This is a genomic window from Terrimonas ginsenosidimutans, assembly GCF_022012415.1.
GTDB classification, from domain to species: Bacteria; Bacteroidota; Bacteroidia; order Chitinophagales; family Chitinophagaceae; genus Terrimonas_A; species Terrimonas_A ginsenosidimutans.
In genome coordinates this window covers 47,361-63,645 of the sequence record NZ_JAKLTR010000005.1, presented here as the reverse complement: position 1 = coordinate 63,645, position 16,285 = coordinate 47,361, and the positions used below count along the sequence as shown (strand labels likewise).

General features: G+C 45.6%; 9 protein-coding genes. 6 read left to right on the top strand and 3 right to left on the bottom strand.

All coding sequences use genetic code 11. The annotated features are described in order from the left end of the window. Positions 1-900: 900 nt before the first annotated feature. On the top strand, positions 901-1,284 hold the full coding sequence (locus LZZ85_RS09285; protein ID WP_237870926.1) for a VanZ family protein: 384 nt from the start codon (positions 901-903) through the stop codon (positions 1,282-1,284). Between the two features lie 667 nt (positions 1,285-1,951). On the opposite strand, the gene prfA is transcribed toward LZZ85_RS09285, so the two are convergent. Continuing rightward, entirely contained in the window at positions 1,952-3,016 is a 1,065-nt protein-coding gene (prfA, locus tag LZZ85_RS09280; protein WP_237870924.1) for a peptide chain release factor 1, read from the bottom strand. Positions 3,017-3,294: 278 nt separating this feature from the next. Between prfA and LZZ85_RS09275 the strand changes: the two genes are divergently transcribed. Next, on the top strand, positions 3,295-4,446 hold the full coding sequence (locus LZZ85_RS09275; RefSeq protein ID WP_237870922.1) for an amidohydrolase family protein: 1,152 nt from the start codon (positions 3,295-3,297) through the stop codon (positions 4,444-4,446). A gap of 32 nt (positions 4,447-4,478) precedes the next feature. On the opposite strand, the gene recO is transcribed toward LZZ85_RS09275, so the two are convergent. Both recO and porZ read right to left on the bottom strand, forming a co-directional pair. Then, positions 4,479-5,225 carry a DNA repair protein RecO gene (gene recO, locus LZZ85_RS09270; RefSeq protein WP_237870920.1) on the bottom strand — a complete coding sequence of 249 codons (747 nt, stop codon included), beginning with the start codon at positions 5,223-5,225 and terminating at the stop codon, positions 4,479-4,481. Position 5,226: 1 nt separating this feature from the next. Then, the gene (gene porZ / locus LZZ85_RS09265; protein WP_237870918.1) at positions 5,227-7,521 is read right to left on the bottom strand and encodes a type IX secretion system anionic LPS delivery protein PorZ; all 2,295 of its coding nucleotides are present in this window, start codon (positions 7,519-7,521) and stop codon (positions 5,227-5,229) included. 262 nt (positions 7,522-7,783) lie between these two features. On the opposite strand from porZ, the gene LZZ85_RS09260 reads away from it, so the two are divergent. The 4 genes from LZZ85_RS09260 to LZZ85_RS09245 all read left to right on the top strand — a co-directional run bounded on the left by LZZ85_RS09260 (position 7,784) and on the right by LZZ85_RS09245 (position 15,640). Next, positions 7,784-10,129 carry an efflux RND transporter permease subunit gene (locus LZZ85_RS09260; protein ID WP_237870916.1) on the top strand — a complete coding sequence of 782 codons (2,346 nt, stop codon included), beginning with the start codon at positions 7,784-7,786 and terminating at the stop codon, positions 10,127-10,129. 301 nt (positions 10,130-10,430) lie between these two features. Further along, positions 10,431-13,427 (top strand): SusC/RagA family TonB-linked outer membrane protein, encoded by a 2,997-nt coding sequence (locus LZZ85_RS09255; RefSeq protein WP_237870914.1) that lies wholly within the window; start codon positions 10,431-10,433, stop codon positions 13,425-13,427. Positions 13,428-13,448: 21 nt separating this feature from the next. Then, positions 13,449-14,846 (top strand): RagB/SusD family nutrient uptake outer membrane protein, encoded by a 1,398-nt coding sequence (locus LZZ85_RS09250; RefSeq protein WP_237870912.1) that lies wholly within the window; start codon positions 13,449-13,451, stop codon positions 14,844-14,846. A 134-nt stretch (positions 14,847-14,980) separates the two neighbouring features. Further along, positions 14,981-15,640 (top strand): hypothetical protein, encoded by a 660-nt coding sequence (locus tag LZZ85_RS09245; RefSeq protein ID WP_237870910.1) that lies wholly within the window; start codon positions 14,981-14,983, stop codon positions 15,638-15,640. Positions 15,641-16,285 lie beyond the last annotated feature (645 nt).

Genomic DNA, 16,285 nt, shown 5'->3' with positions numbered 1-16,285 from the left:
GAAGCAATGCTCTTTTTTTCGACGGGAGGTCGAAAGACTCCGTTTACTTTTTTTGCCTTGATGCAAAAAAAGTAACAAAAAAAGATCAAGGCTGGGAAAAAATGGCTAAAAATGGGAGGATGTCACCTGCACCAAAAAAACTCGCCCGTCCAGGTTTAGGATTGATTGGCGTGTTGGGCTCAGACAGTTTTTGGCGCCTTCGCACACCTGCGGTGTGACTCAGACGGTGCCAGCCTCCCATTTTCTTAACGCCATTTTTTCCAAGGCCGGGGGCGTTGAGAGAGGAGGATTCGGTTGCGAAGATGATTCGTTGTAACTCAGTTGCTGTATCATAATTTGAAAATGGTACTCTTTCTATTTATACGTTTGTAATAAGAGAACAGAAAACCTGCTAGAACTGTAAGGTTACAATCCTGTCAAGGCCTTCTCCCCGCTTTAAGAGGGGCCGGCCTAGCGCAAATGGCGTTAAAAAAATTATGGGCGTAACCGACGAGCCGAAGGCGAGGGCGCTAAAATATTGTCTGAGCCAGCACGCCAATCAACCCCAAACCCTCCTCCGGCGAGTTTATTTTAGTGCCAGGCGCAGCCCATAATTTTTAGCCCCCGCATCGAGTGCGGGGCTGGCTATTTGCGCGTAGCCTTGATCTTTTTTTGTTACTTTTTTTGCATCAAGGCAAAAAAAGTAAACAGAGTCTTCGACCTCCCGTCGAAAAAAAGCGCTTTGCCCGCCGGGCATCCCCACTCAAATCCAACACCCGATCACTATCGTATATAGTAAGAATTGATAATTGCGAAGGCAATTTTCGGTTCTATAGTTGGTTAAACAAGGGGCCTCTTCTGGGGCCCCTTCTTTTTATTGCACACTGAAAAAGAAGACCCTAATATTGCAAAAAAAATACCGTGCGCTTTCACTATTCTGTATTTGCATTTATAGCATGGATCATCATCTGCACTATTTTAATGACATTGCCCGGCTCTTCATTTCCGAGCAAAAACTGGATGAGCAACATTCAACTGGATAAATGGGTCCATATATTTTTATTTGGAATGATGGCTGTAGCACTTTGCTGGGCTATTTACAAAAACAATCATACGCGCAAAACTAATAACGCTATTTACTTTATTATCGCTGGCGTGATCTGCCTTATCTACGGAATCGCTATGGAGTTTGTTCAAAAAAATTATATACCAAACAGGTCGTTTGATACTGGAGACATCATCGCAGATGCAGTGGGAAGTTTGATCGGAACAGGTTTCTCTTACTACAGGTATATAAAAAAATAGACCCCTGTAGAAACAGGGGTCGCAACCAAAACTAACTGCTTATGAGAAAATTGACTGCTTTTATAATGAGTTTATAACTGTTGTGTTGTTGTAATCTATAACGCAAATTTACTGCCATTAGTGTACTCAGTGTTGTTAACGAATGTCTAAAAGAACTTTTGTCGTATTTTCACCTCAATCTCTCTCGTAAAACCTCAGCTTGTAGATTTTTTTTCCCAAGCTTCGTTTTCCTTTCCTGCTACTCGTACACCATGTAAAGAACTGCGTTACTATTAAGATTCGCTCATTGGTTATTTTGCATAAACCAGACCAAACTTTAAAGTAAGACGACAGGCGTTTACGTAAACTTGCGCTCCGCTTTAGATTAAAAATCGATTAGAGCAATTTTACGTATCAGCAATATACTAATGATTTACAGGGATGTCAATACCCACAAACGGGTATTATATTCCTCTCGGATCACACAAATTAAACGGTTGCCAAATCAGCCCGCTCACTATTAAAGAAGCGTTAATTATAGCCAGGCATATTGACCGGCTGAACGTATTCTCTCTCAGGTTATCATTGACGTTTAAGGCAAGAGCCGGAATCTTCAAAAAATGAAGGAATTCCGGCTCTTGCCTTTATAATATTCGATCTGTCTAACCAGACCTGGTGAATTGTTATATTAATTCTGTTTTGTCAATTTTTCCGCATTCTCTGCAAATTGCAGCGCATCGATCAACTCTTCAATTCCACCATTCAACACCTCCTGCAGATTATAAAGGGTAAGGCCGATCCGGTGATCTGTACAACGTCCCTGGGGGAAATTATAGGTTCTGATCTTTGCGCTCCTGTCACCTGTACTCACCAGGCTTTTCCTGTGGCGGGCAATTTCATCCTCCTGCTTTCTTACCTGCTCTTCATATAATTTGGTCCTCATCATCTGCATCGCCTTCTCACGGTTGCCGAGCTGGGATCGTTCCGTCTGACACACGACAACTGTCCCGGTAGGAATATGCGTCAGCATTACTTTCGTTTCTACCTTGTTAACGTTCTGGCCACCGGCACCACCGCTTCGCGCAGTTTCCATTTTTACGTCCGCCGGGTTCAACTCGAAATCCACCTCTTCTGCTTCCGGCATTACCGCTACAGTAGCCGCAGATGTATGAACACGCCCGGATGCTTCAGTATTCGGTACTCGCTGCACACGGTGGACACCACTCTCAAACTTCAATGTTCCATATACGTCGTCTCCGCTGACTTCCAGCTGCACCTCTTTGTAACCGCCTACCGTTCCTTCGTTCTCACTCAACACAGCCGTTTTCCAGCCTTTGCGTTCACAATAGCGGATATACATTCGTAACAGATCTCCGGCAAACAGGCTGGCTTCATCGCCACCGGTTCCTGCCCTGATCTCAAGGATTGCGTTCTTATCATCCTGGGGATCTTTCGGGATCAGCAACTGCCGGATATGGGCTTCCGCCTGCTGCTTTTTTTCCTCCAGCTCAGGTGCTTCCATTTTTGCCAGGTCACGCATTTCTTCATCATCACCATTCAACGCCTCTTTATAGAACTCGATATCGTCCAGGATCTTACGGTAAGCATCGTAAGCAATCACGACCTTTTCCAGCCCGCGGTACTCTTTGCTGGTTTCCGCAAACCGTTTGTTATTCCCCACGATCTCAGGGTTTGTCAGGGCAACCCCTAACTGGTCAAATCTTGCTTTTATCGCTTCAAGTCTGTCTAGCATATTACCTACTGTTGAAAAGTGGTTTTCGTTAAAGAAGCAGTCATCAAGCCTGTCGATGGCCGAATTTTTAGCTCCTGATTAATAACAAATTCTGAAGGTCACGTGTCCGGATGATAAAATTAAGCTATTAGCTCTCTGTCATTTATTCGGCCAACGGTCATCGGCCAACGAACAATCTTAGGAACTCATCCCTGGTAATCGATTTTCCTCAAAATGTGTGCAAAGGTAACAAGAATAATTTTTTGGGATTTGGATTTTCAAAACGGGAATTTTGCCGGATGGCTTATAAAAAATTCAGTGCGGATCAGCTTTTTGATGGAGAACAGATGGTCGCGGAAAACCAGGTGCTGATCATGGACAATAATGGAGTTGTTGAGGCAATCGTTCCGGCGACTGATGCCGGCGAGGGCGTTCAGCACTTTTCGGGAGTACTGAGCCCGGGATTCATCAATTGCCATTGTCACCTCGAACTAAGCCATATGAAAGGCGCTATTGCCGAAAAAACAGGGCTGATCAACTTTGTATACGATATAATCCGGCTCCGTCATTTCAGCGAAGATGAGATCCAGGACGCGATCGCCCTGGCTGACGACGAAATGACGCGGAACGGGATCGTAGCCGTTGGAGATATCTGCAACAATGCATTAACGCTCCAGCAAAAGATCACCAGCAGCCTGTACTATCAGAACTTCGTGGAAGCAAGTGGCTTCACAGCTGTTGTTGCTGAAGAGCGTTTCCAACGGGCCTTACAGATCCGGCAGGCATTTTCCAGTCATTCACTGCCCGCATCGATCGTTCCTCATGCCCCGTATTCTGTATCGGAGGTACTGTGGGAAAAGATCATTCACCTGGATGGTAATGATCTGCTCACCATACATAACCAGGAAACAATACCAGAGAATGAACTGTTCCTGGAACGGAAAGGAGATTTCCTTTCTTTTTACGAGAAAATGAAGATCGATATTTCCGGGTTTATCGCCTCTGGTAAAACAAGTGTGCAAACCTTCCTGCCCAGGTTCTTGCAGGAACAGCAGGTGATCCTGGTGCATAATGTATACACTTCAGCGGAAGATATCCGCGTTAGTAAAACCGCAGGTATGCCGCAGTTATACTGGTGTCTTTGCCCGAACGCAAACCTGTACATCACCGGTCAGCTGCCTGATATTTCATTACTGATGCGGGAGAACTGTTCGCTTGTATTCGGTACAGACAGCCTGGCTTCCAATCATCAGCTCAGTGTCCTGCAAGAATTGAAGACTGTGCGGACACATTTCCCTGAAATTCCGATAGAATCCTTATTTAACTGGGCGACATTGAACGGGGCAAAGGCATTGCGTATCCAGGACAGGTTCGGGAGTTTCGAAAAAGGCAAAACCCCCGGAGTGGTTCTTTGCAAGGAAGATCTTTCCCAATGCGACCGTCTGCTTTGATCCGCCCATTTTGTTCCCGCTGATTACGCAGATCATCCCAGAACTTCTCTCAATACCGGCAATGTCCGCAGCGTTCCGAAATCGGGAACATGCAGCAGGTAGTACTTTTCGTATGCTTGTAATAGTCCCCTGCGGAATTCATGATTTAACCCGATATTCTCCAGCTCTTCCGGCTGCTGCACTTTCAATAGCTGTGAAGTGATATACGCTCCTTTACCTTCAAGGATCATACTGTGCATAGGAAGATGCTCAACAAACTGGCCTTCCTGGAGGTCGAGATAAGTTGCGTCTTCTGAATAATTATCCTGGACCCTTAACCCAAAAAAGACCGGAAGATGCAATGCGAAGAATAAGGGGAAATTGGCAGAAACGGTATCCGACCCTTTGTCGAGATGCAGCAATGCATCTTCAGCAAAGAAATACAGGTCTGGGTTATTCTCTGGTTGCTTCACGCATTTTGACAACAGCTCTATCATAAACATGGCAACCGCATTCCTTCTTACGTCCGTCAAAACATGCTGGTAGATATGCCCCCACCGGAACTCTTTGATCCGCTGCAGCTGTTTCATTTCGCTATGGTAAACTACCATATCAAGTATGGCGGACGGTTGAAAAAGATTAGCCTTGCCGCTTCCTTTTTTGGAAGATGCCCTCACCCCGTTCACAAGATAAGACTGCAGGCCAAACAACTCTGTGAACATGGAAACGATCACACTTGTTTCTCCATACTTTACGGTACGCAATACGATCCCTCTTGTTTGATGTAATTTGTCCGGCATTCTATTTACTGATAAATACTATTTTACTCACTGTTTTTTCCTGACGGTCTTCCTTACTTATTACAACAAGATAGACTCCAGTGGAGATCCGTCTGCCGCGATAGTCCTTGCCGTCCCATACGGCCTGGCCGCCAAGCGCTCTTGTCTGGTAAACCAGCCGGCCATCCATTTCCGTGATCTTTACGATCGCATCATTCACCAGCCCTTTTATGCCGATTGTACCATTGTAACCCGGAGGAACAGGATTGGGATATACCAATACGTTTTCATTGCGCTGGCTGCCTTCCGTAGCTGTTCCGCGGAAAGAACAGATCCCCCTGGCTGTTGCAAAGAACACTTCCCCTGTTTTGCCATTTACTGTCACCTGTCTGACAGCATTGCTGAGCAGGGGACTATTGGTTTCTGTGAACTGGTATAACACTTCTTCACCTGTTGCACTGACCAACCACACGCCATTATCTGTTGCCACCCATTTACGGTTGGCTCCATCAACTGCAATACTTCGCACAACCTGTCCGCTGAAAAGATATCCGGCAAAGTTCCCCTGTTTTACCACGGGCCACGCGGCCTCACAACCCTGGCCGGTAAAAATTTGTCCGCTGCATTGTATGACGCCAATTCCATTCGTGGTTCCCACCCAGATAAAATCGCTTTTATCTTTCGCCACGCACCGTACATCCGCTGCGGGAAGGTTGCCATTTCCTGTTCCGTTGGTAAATCTTTTCCAGCGATCATCGCCAGTACTTTCGATGGAGCTACCCGGATCAAAGCAGATCAATCCACCTCCTTTGGCCGCTACTATCCATTTATAGTTATTGTCGTCGGAAATGATCTGCGTTAAAGCATTCTCTGTGATAAGAAATGGAATCGAGAACCTTGTCCAGCTGCCATCAGTTTTCCTGGCAAGCAGGGGTTGTGCCGCTCCGAAATTCGACACCCACAACGTATGATCCCGGTCAAACGCAAGACCAGATACACGATAACTGGCCGGATCTCCAAGCGCGGGTGAAAGTATATTCTGTTTGATAACAGAAAAGTCCGAGCCGGTTACATGCAGCAGACCTCCTCCAAAAGAGCCTGCCCAGATGGATTCATCTGCCGGATCGACGGCAATTGTAACAAAATCGAGCAGCGTATCCAGTTGCGGAAAACGGAACCTGTTTATATTATCCCACTGGCCATCTTTCAATATATAGAATCCGTTGCCATTGTACTGATAGTTCCATGCTTCATTCACTTCACCAGCGGTAGCATAAAAAGTATTGTTGAAAACGGTGATCTCTCCGCTGGCTGTCGCTTCGGGAGAGTTGAGCCTGTACTGTTCGTAACTACCGGCGGTGAAATGCGTGAGCCCCCCGAACTGATCGGCGAGCCATGTATCACGCTCTGAGATGATCGCTTTCCTCGGAAATGACACGACGCCCGGCTGGGTGATCGTTCGCTGAACAGATGCATTCGCATCCAGAATGACCACCCGGCTTTCGCCGGTTGCTGTCCGCTCACAGATCAACATCCTGTCTTCCGACACAGATACGCTGATGACCGGCCAATCAGCCTCATACCACAACTGCCAGTTATTCCCATTGAGCTGCCAAAGACTGTTTCCCGCAAGAGCGATCACTTTATTCTGAAGTACTGTCACATGCTGACATTCACCTGCAGGCAATCCATTGACCCCACTCATCAGCTGCCATTGCGTATGATCTGCCAGGTTGGACGCATTACGGTTCGCCCGCTTTAACCCCTGTATCGTGGCAGCATAGTAACTGACCGCATCATTGGTAAAACTGTTCACTTTTACCTGCTGCCCGTCCGCTCCTATAAACCAGGAATCCTTTACTTCATATTTATCACCATCGATCACGATCACGCCGAGGCCGGTGGATAGATAATAGTTCTTATCCAGCGCATGGACCTGGTAAATGGTTTTGTCTCCGATAACGGCGGCACGTTTGAGATCCGGCACATTAATTATATCGTTCCGGTAAAGGATATCAATATTGCTGTTGGAATAACATACCACCAGCTTCTCCTGCAAATGATCATACAATATTGCGCTGATGCCTGTTTCGCTGAGCCCGGTGACCCGGCTCAGCCTTTCGATGCTATTGCCGGCAAGGGTTACTGTAAACAAACTGTACGGTGTAGCGGCATAGATAACCCCGTTGCCTCCTGCAACATCGATAACACTATTGTAGGGAAGATATTCCTTCCAGATCCCGATCGGAGCGTCTCTTTGCTGAGCACAAACGGACAGGCTGATCCCCAGGATCGTAAAAAGTAGTAGAGTTCGCACGGGTCAAAATTATCGCAAACCGGAAACAAAACGCTTTAAATTGCGCCCGCTATGGCCGAAGGTTCCCCGCGTCCGATAGCCGACCGAACTGCCGGAGCGCAGCAAAGGAGGTTGTTCATACGTCCAGGGAACTCGATATAAGGATATTTGATCCTGGGTTCCCTAAAAGAAGATGTCCCCGCCACCCGAAGCTTCAGCGATGGTTGGCTGTATTCGCGTAAATTCGCGTCAATTCGCGTTCACTCGCGTTAATTCAATCTTTATGTGGAGAAAACTAGGACAGTTCATTCTTAATTATCGTTGGCCCCTTCTTATTATACTGGCAGCCAGCACTGCGCTGATGGCCTACTGGGGTTTACAGGTCCAGCTTAGTTATGACTTTACGAGAGCTATTCCGGCAGATCACCCGGCCAACATTACTTATCAGCAGTTCAAAAACAAGTATGGCCAGGATGGCAACCTGATGGTTGTAGGGATCCAGACCGACAAACTCTTTGAAGAAAAGCTTTTCAACGAATATGCACAATTGCAAAAGCAATTGAAGAGATCAATAGGCGTTACGGATGTGATCTCCGTTCCTTCTGCCATTACCCTTCTGAAAGATTCGTCAACAGAAAAACTGAATGCTCTTCCCATCTTTCCGGATAAAAAACTCTCCCAGGAAGAGCTGGATAGTTGCGCAGCTGTTTTCCGCAGTTTGCCTTTCTATCATGGCCTGCTTTATAATCCCCAAACAAATGCTTACCTGATGGGCGTAAGCGTTGAGAAAACGCTGATCAATTCCAAAAAAAGAAATGATGTTGTTTCCGGGATCACAACAGTTGTTGCGGATTTTGAGAAAAGAACGGGACAGAAGGTCTATCTCAGCGGGCTGCCGCTGATCAGAACAGAGATGAGTACGCGTATCGCCAATGAAATGCAGCTGTTCCTCCTTGCATCGGTGGTATTATCTGCGCTGATCCTGCTGCTATTCTTCCGTTCCTTCAGTTCCATGATACTTTCGCTGGCCGTTGTGATCATCGGTGTTCTTTTCAGTATGGGAACAATGCATTTGTTTCATTACAAGATCACATTGCTTACAGCATTGATCCCGCCGCTGTTGGTGGTGATCGGTATTCCAAACTGTATTTATTTTCTGAATAAATATCACACTGCATACAATGATACCGGAGACCGCCGTCAGGCGTTGATCACCATGGTCGGTCGAATGGGTATTGTGACACTTTTCTGCAACCTTGCGGCGGGGATCGGCTTTGCCGTATTTGCATTAACGAAGAGTGAGATCCTGCAGGAATTTGGCGTGGTGGCCGGCATCAATATCATGGCGCTGTTTCTCATTTCACTTATCCTGATCCCAACGGCATTAAGCCTGTTGCCGGTACCAAAAGCGCGTCATATGCGCTACCTCGAGAACGCACGGCTTAACCGGTGGCTTGACCGCCTGGAGGTTTGGGCGTTGAATCACCGCAAGCTGATCTATACCGTTACCATTGCTATTGTAGCGGTAGCTACAATAGGCATCTTTAAATTGAAAAGTGTTGGTTACATCGTTGACGATATACCAAAAACGGATAAGATCTATACCGATCTGAAATTCTTCGAAAGTAATTTCAAAGGAGTCATGCCATTGGAGATCCTCGTGGCAGACACCACTAAAAAGAAATATGGCATTACCCGCAATCTGAATAACCTGCTGAAGATGGATTCGCTTTCGGCTTATGTGTCTACCATGCCATCGCTCGCCCGTCCGCTGAGTATCACGGAGGGACTGAAGTTTGCGAAGCAGGCATTCTATGAAGGCGATAGTGCGAACTATGCCATGCCTTCCGATTTTGAATTGCCTGCTCTTGCGCAGTACCTCAACTTCAAAAAGAGTAATGACAGCGGTGCAGTTGCCACTAATTCTTTTACAAAACTGGTATCTACATTCATTGACAGTAATGGCCAGGAGGCCCGGATCAGCATCAATATGGCTGATGTAGGCAGCGCCCGTCTGCCGCTGGTGCTGGACAGCATTCAGAAGAAAGTTGATACCCTGTTCCCAAAGAACAGGTATGATGTACGCCTGACGGGAACAAGCATTACGTTTCTTGAAGGAAGCGCATTCATCATCAATGGTTTGAAAGAAAGTATCTTCTGGGCTTTCCTGTTAATCGCGCTCTGTATGCTTTATCTTTTTAAATCCTTCCGCATATTGATGTGTTCTTTGATCCCCAACGTGATCCCGCTGGTGATCACGGCAGGTGTAATGGGATGGGTTGGAGTGCCGTTGAAACCTTCAACGGTGCTTGTATTCAGCGTTGCGCTGGGAATCGCGATCGACATCACGATCCGGTTCCTGATCAATTATAAACAGGAATTGCCACATCAGGGGTTTGACCGTAAGAAAACGGTGATTGAAACGATCCATAGCACAGGCATCAGTATTATATATACCTCCCTTGTATTGATCGCAGGGTTTATCATCTTCAGTTTCAGCGGGTTTGGCGGAACGAAGGCGCTGGGATGGCTGACCTCGCTCACCCTGATCACGGCTACCCTGACCAACCTGGTGCTGCTGCCTGCCTTACTGATCGGGATGGAGAAGAAGCGCAGGGACGCTCAATAAGCTGTATTTAAATATTATACAAAAAACAAATTCATTACCTGTAGCCGCCGGCTACGGGTAATTTTTTGCCTATAATCGATTTTTCTCTATTTTTAACGACACAAAAGGACGAAATATCCCCACTCGCAGTTCCTTTATGATGTGGCCACCATCGTTAATGATCACGCGAGTAAGATCGATCGTCCACTTATCCGGTTCCGCGACAAACCAAAAGAAAATCACTCTGTAGAAGTTTTGTTCGATGTGCTCACTTACAATGAGGGAGCCGGTTTTTTTTTATACACGTAAACTAAATCTGCAAATGAGAAAACTGTTAGTAGTTCTAACTGCTGTTCTTCTATTGACGGGACAGCTGTTAGCTCAGAGATCAATCACTGGGAAGGTGGTTGACGAAAAAGGCGATCCGATTCCGAACGCCTCGGTATCTATTAAAGGCACCACCTCCGGTGTTGTGACAAATGAGCAGGGAAATTTCACGCTCACTCTTACTCCCAACGCAAAAACGCTTGTTATCTCTTCTGTGAATATGGGTACGGAAGAAGTGGCTGTTGGTTCACAAAATGTGATCAATGTTACTTTAAAACTTGAAGACCGCGCTCTTCAGGAAGTAGTTGTAACAGGTTATGGTTCACAGAAAAAGGCGAATGTTACTGGTTCAATTGCTTCAATTAAAGCTGCTGATATCGAGAACAGGCCATTTACTTCAATCGATAAGGGCATCCAGGGCATGGTTGCAGGTCTGCAATCAGTGGCTGGTTCAGGTCAGCCAGGTTCAAGCCAGGCGATCCTTATCCGTGGTATCAGCTCGATCAACGCAGGTACCGGTCCGCTTTGGGTAATCGACGGTATCCCTGTTAACTCAGGAGATGCATCGAGACTTCAGACTACAGCGAACCTGTTAAGCACACTTAACCCGAATGACGTAGAAAGCATCACTGTATTGAAGGATGCGGCTTCTCAGTCGATCTACGGTAGCCGTGCTGCAAATGGTGTAATCGTTGTAACTACTAAAAAAGGTAAAGCAGGTAAAACTGTTTTCCGTTTTGACACAGAGGTTGGTTCAAACAGCACTGCTTACAAAAATGACAAATACAGACCGCTGAACTCTGCTGAATATTTTCAGCTGACTCAGGAAGGTATGGTTAACGCAGGCTATACAGCAGCTCAGCAGACAACCACTCTTAACGGTCTCGGATATAACGGTGGCAACTTTTCTGATTTCAGCTGGCTTGATGCCGTTGAAAGAAGCGGAGCGCAGCAACAGTATAACATCAGTGCCCAGGGCGGTAACGACAAAACTACGTTCTTCCTGTCTGGTGGTCATTTCTATCAGCAAGGTACTTCTATCAACTCTCAGTTGAGAAGAACGAATGCAAATGTCCGTGTTCAGCATAAACTGGATGAAAAACTCAGTTTCAATATGAACGTGAATGGAGGTTTTGCTAACCAGCGTGCTCCGCTCAATGGTGGTGCATTTGGTAACCCGATCCTCTCTTCTTACTTCCTTCTTCCTTCAAGACCTGCTTATAACGCTGATGGCTCTTACAACTTCTCAAACCTGGGAGGTCTGCACAACGTTATTGCACTGTCTGAGATCGACAAACGTTTCCTGAGACAATCTTCTCTCAGAGGAACATTGTCAGGAGAATACAAGATCCTTCCAAACCTGAAGTTCCGCAGCTCTTATGGTGCTGATTACAACGTACTGGAAGAAGATCAATACAATAACCCAACTCACGGTGATGGTGCTGCGTCAAATGGCCGGGCGTTTGCATACTACACACGTTATTACAACTGGGTTTGGACAAACACGCTTGATTTTGACCAGGCACTTAACCGTAGCGGAGATCTGATGCTGAATGCGCAGGTTGGTTACGAAAGCCAAAAGTCCAATGCTTATTTCATCAGCGTACAGTCACAGGATTTCCCACCGAACTTCAACCTGACTATGCCAGCTGTAGGTTCCCGTCCGACCACCTCATCTGCAACGATCAGTGAATATTCATTCCTGTCTCAATTTGCTTCTGCAACATTGAACTACCAGAACCGTTTCATACTTTCTGGTACATTCCGCCGTGATGGTTCATCACGTTTCGGTGCTAATAACAAGTATGGTAACTTCGGATCAGTAGGTCTGGCATGGAATATCGAGAAAGAAGCGTTCATGGAGAATGTTGACTTTATCAGCCAGCTGAAACTTCGTAGCTCTTATGGTATCAACGGTAACGCGAACATCGGTAACTATGACTGGTTGACGCTTTATGGATATGGTGCAAACTATAACCAGCTTCCTGGTAGTGCTCCATCAAACGTTGGTGACTCAAGTCTGACCTGGGAGCTGAACAAACCATGGAACGTGGGTGTTGACGTAAGCTTCCTGAAAGGCCGTATCAACCTGACTGCTGATTACTATATCAGAAAGTCTGAAGACCTTCTGTTGAACGTACCTCTTTCCCGTACTTCAGGTTTCAGCTCACGTACAAGAAACCTTGGTGCAATGGAGAATAAAGGTATTGAAGTTACGATCAACGCTACACCGGTCCGCACAAGAGACTTCTCATGGGTAGTTGATTTCAACTTCGCACATAACACGAATAAGATCACAAGCCTGCCAGGTGGAAACGACATCGCTGATGGTAGCTTTATCATCCGTCAGGGTGAAGCATACAGAACTTTCTTCCTGAGAGAGTATGCTGGTGTTGATCCTGCAAACGGAGCTCCATTATGGTACACTGGTCCGGATCATGCTGCTACAACAGGAACTTATCCTGGCGCAGGAGCGAGAGCTACTTTGGGTAATGCATTACCTAAATACTTTGGTGGATTTACGAACACCTTTAGCTATAAAGGACTCACACTTGACATCCAACTGTACTACAACTTCGGAAACTATGTGTATGATAGCTGGGGTAGCTACTACCTCGGATCTGGCTTCGGCGCTACTTACAACAAAGTTGCAAGACAACTTGATCGCTGGACAGCTGCCGGTCAGACAACTGATATCCCAAGATATGTATATGGTGGAAACAATGCGTTCCAGAGTGCATCAACGTTCTACCTGAACCAGGGTGATTTCGTACGCCTGCGTAACCTGCAATTGGGATATACACTCCCTAAAAATCTGATCTCTAAAATTAAACTGACGAATGCAGTTGTTTATGTAAGAGGAGCGAACCTGTTTACATGGGTTAAAGACAAAAATCTGCCTTTCGATCCAGAACAGGGTACCACAAGTACGTCTAACCTGAACGTCTTTATTCCTAAAACAATCTCTGCAGGTATCAACGTAAGTTTCTAATTAAAAAAGCATTTGTTTATTATGAAAACATTCTTAAAATATGCGGGGGTTGCTGTACTGGCAATTTCTTTGTTGGGCTCCTGCAAAAAGTCGTTTCTCGAATTAAACTCACCGACGAATGTTGATCCGGGTGTTGCATTAGCTACCGAGGCCGATCTGCTGATCGCCCTCAGAGGTGCTTATGCAGGTCTTCGTAATGTGGATCTGTTCGGCAGGTCATTCCCGATCTGGGGTGATATCATGGCTGACAACAGCTATCAGCATACCCTGAACACAAACAGGTACACTCTGTATAACAACTTCACTTTTAACACAACTGACGCAAACGCCTTAGGCGCATGGACTGCAGGTTACTCAGCTATTCTCAGGGCTAACAGAGTGATCGCGGCACCATTGCCTGCAAGCGCGAATGTTGACCAGTATAAAGGTGAGGCTTATGCTATCAGGGCATTGATTTATTTCAACCTCGTTCGCTATTTTGCCCGTCCATACACGGATAACCCCAGTGGCCCTGGTGTTCCTATCGTACTCACTTACGATCCGGAACTTAAGCCAGGCCGTAGTACGGTTCAGGAAGTATATGCCCAGATCAATGATGATCTGAACAAAGCATATACCATGATGACCAGATACGTAAACTCTTCTCAGTTCAGCAAATATGCTGCGAAAGGTTTGCAGGCTAAAGTATATCTCACGATGAACGATATGCCAAATGCTAAAACAGCAGCGCTTGACGTAATCAATAACGGTGGGTTTACTGCTGTAACTGCTGCGAACCACGCTGGCTACTGGGCAGGATCAGCGGTTACAACAACGAAACTGGAAACTTTATTTGAAGTTTCTTCTGACGCGGTTGCTAACCTTGCATTTGATGCTTTATCATATATCTACAGCCAGGCTGGTAACTACGGAGATCTTGTTGTAAATGATCCCCTGTATGCATTATTTGAAACTACAGACGTTCGTCGTGCTTTGTATCCAATGGCAACAAGAGGCGGAGCATCGATCCCGACTGTAAACAAATACCCTGTTATCTCTGGTGACTATAGTGATACCAAAGTTCTTCGCCTTAGCGAAATGTACCTGATCGCAGCGGAAGCTTCTTATCCCGCTGAGGAAACTGCAGCACGCGATTACGTTAACTATGTGACGTCACGCAGAAACGCAACAGCGATCGCTTCAACAGGCGTTCAGCTTTATGAAGACATCATCACTGAAAGAAGAAAAGAACTGGCATTTGAAGGTGATCGTTACCTCGACTACATGCGTCTCAAAAGAGATATCGTAAGAGGTACTAACTATCCGGCTGCTGCAAGGAATATTCCTTACAGCAACTTCAGAAGAGTTTTGCCTATTCCTCAGACAGAACTTGATGTTAACCCAACTATCCGCCCACAACAGAACGCAGGATATAACTAATCCCGGTCTGCTTAAGCAAATAAAAAATAAGGGCCTCTCTTCGGAGAAGGCCCTTATTTTTTAACATTGCGGCAGCAGGAGTAGCCAGTCTTTTTCGGAACTTTATTTGTATATTGATCACTAATATTTTTTCCATGAAACACAAATTGCTGATCGCATTATTCGTCCTGGCAGGCACCGCCTCCCGCTCTCAAGACATGGTCCTTAATGATCCGGTTTCAAACAAAACATATAACGCAGGACTTTACTCAGAAATGAAGGGAACTCCATTCCTTTCCGATAAATGGACCAAAGGCACAGCAACTGCTGCTGAAGGCACCTACAAGTCGCTCGAATTGAAACTCGACGCCTATAATAATGTTCTGTTCTTTAAAAGAAATGATGAGCCATTTGAGTTTCAAACGCCGATCAAAAGTTTCGTACTGATGCCCAGAGAAGGCGATAGCTCCTCTTACATGTATTTTAAAAAAGGGATCAGCGGACCAAGCTTACAACCTAACCAGTATGTACAGGTATTGGCAGAAGGAAAGATCAGTCTGTACAAGTCCGATATCAAGCTTGTATCAGATGTAAACGAAGTGAACCGTGGAGTGATCAAAGCATTCAATAATTCTTCCCGCCTTTTTGTAAAACAAGGCGAAACAGTCACACTGTTCAAAGCAGGTAAAGACGAACTATTGTCTTACACAAAAGATCATAAAGAAAAAGTTGAAGCCTATATTAAAGAGAGAAAACTAAATCTGAAGAAAGAGAAAGATATTGCTGAAGCAGTTCAGTATTACAATTCACTTTGATCGTTTTACCGGGACAAGAAAATCTGTCTTTCCTTCAAACAACCATAAAAATTATTTTTTCAATGGAGGCATCCTTCCCGGGAGAGCCTCCATTTTCTTATCCGTTCTATTAGATTCCTACCTACAAGTTTGCTGAACGGCAATGAATAACTGACCGGGTGCATTCTGCAACAAAAACCTGCTTTTTCAACTTAAGTCTGCCGTTATTTCACGATAGACTTTGTGTTTTCCCCTTGCATTCACCTATTCCCTGATGCGATATTACAGCAGAGAAATTTCTTAGTCACCGTCATTTTCAGGACTGGTGGAGGAGGGCAGTCCTGAGAAGGGCGGTGCATTTTTTTTGTATTTGCTGTGATTCTAAAAAGAAAGAAAATGAGATAAATGATGACAAAATATAAGGATGAATGTCAGGTAAAATTCAAACGTAATAAATGCGAATGCATCTTCATGTCCATGTAAGACTGTACAATTACTGGCAGGATTGGTGATTGACCTGTATAGCTATTCTAGGACGGGTCCGTTTTCACCACGTCGGAACGGGTGACGTTAAGATCAGGCAGGAGCGTACACTGGGAGGGTTTGGCCAGGCACTGAACGCTCCCGGAGCTTTCGTATATGAAATTGTAGTAAGAGATAGTTCTG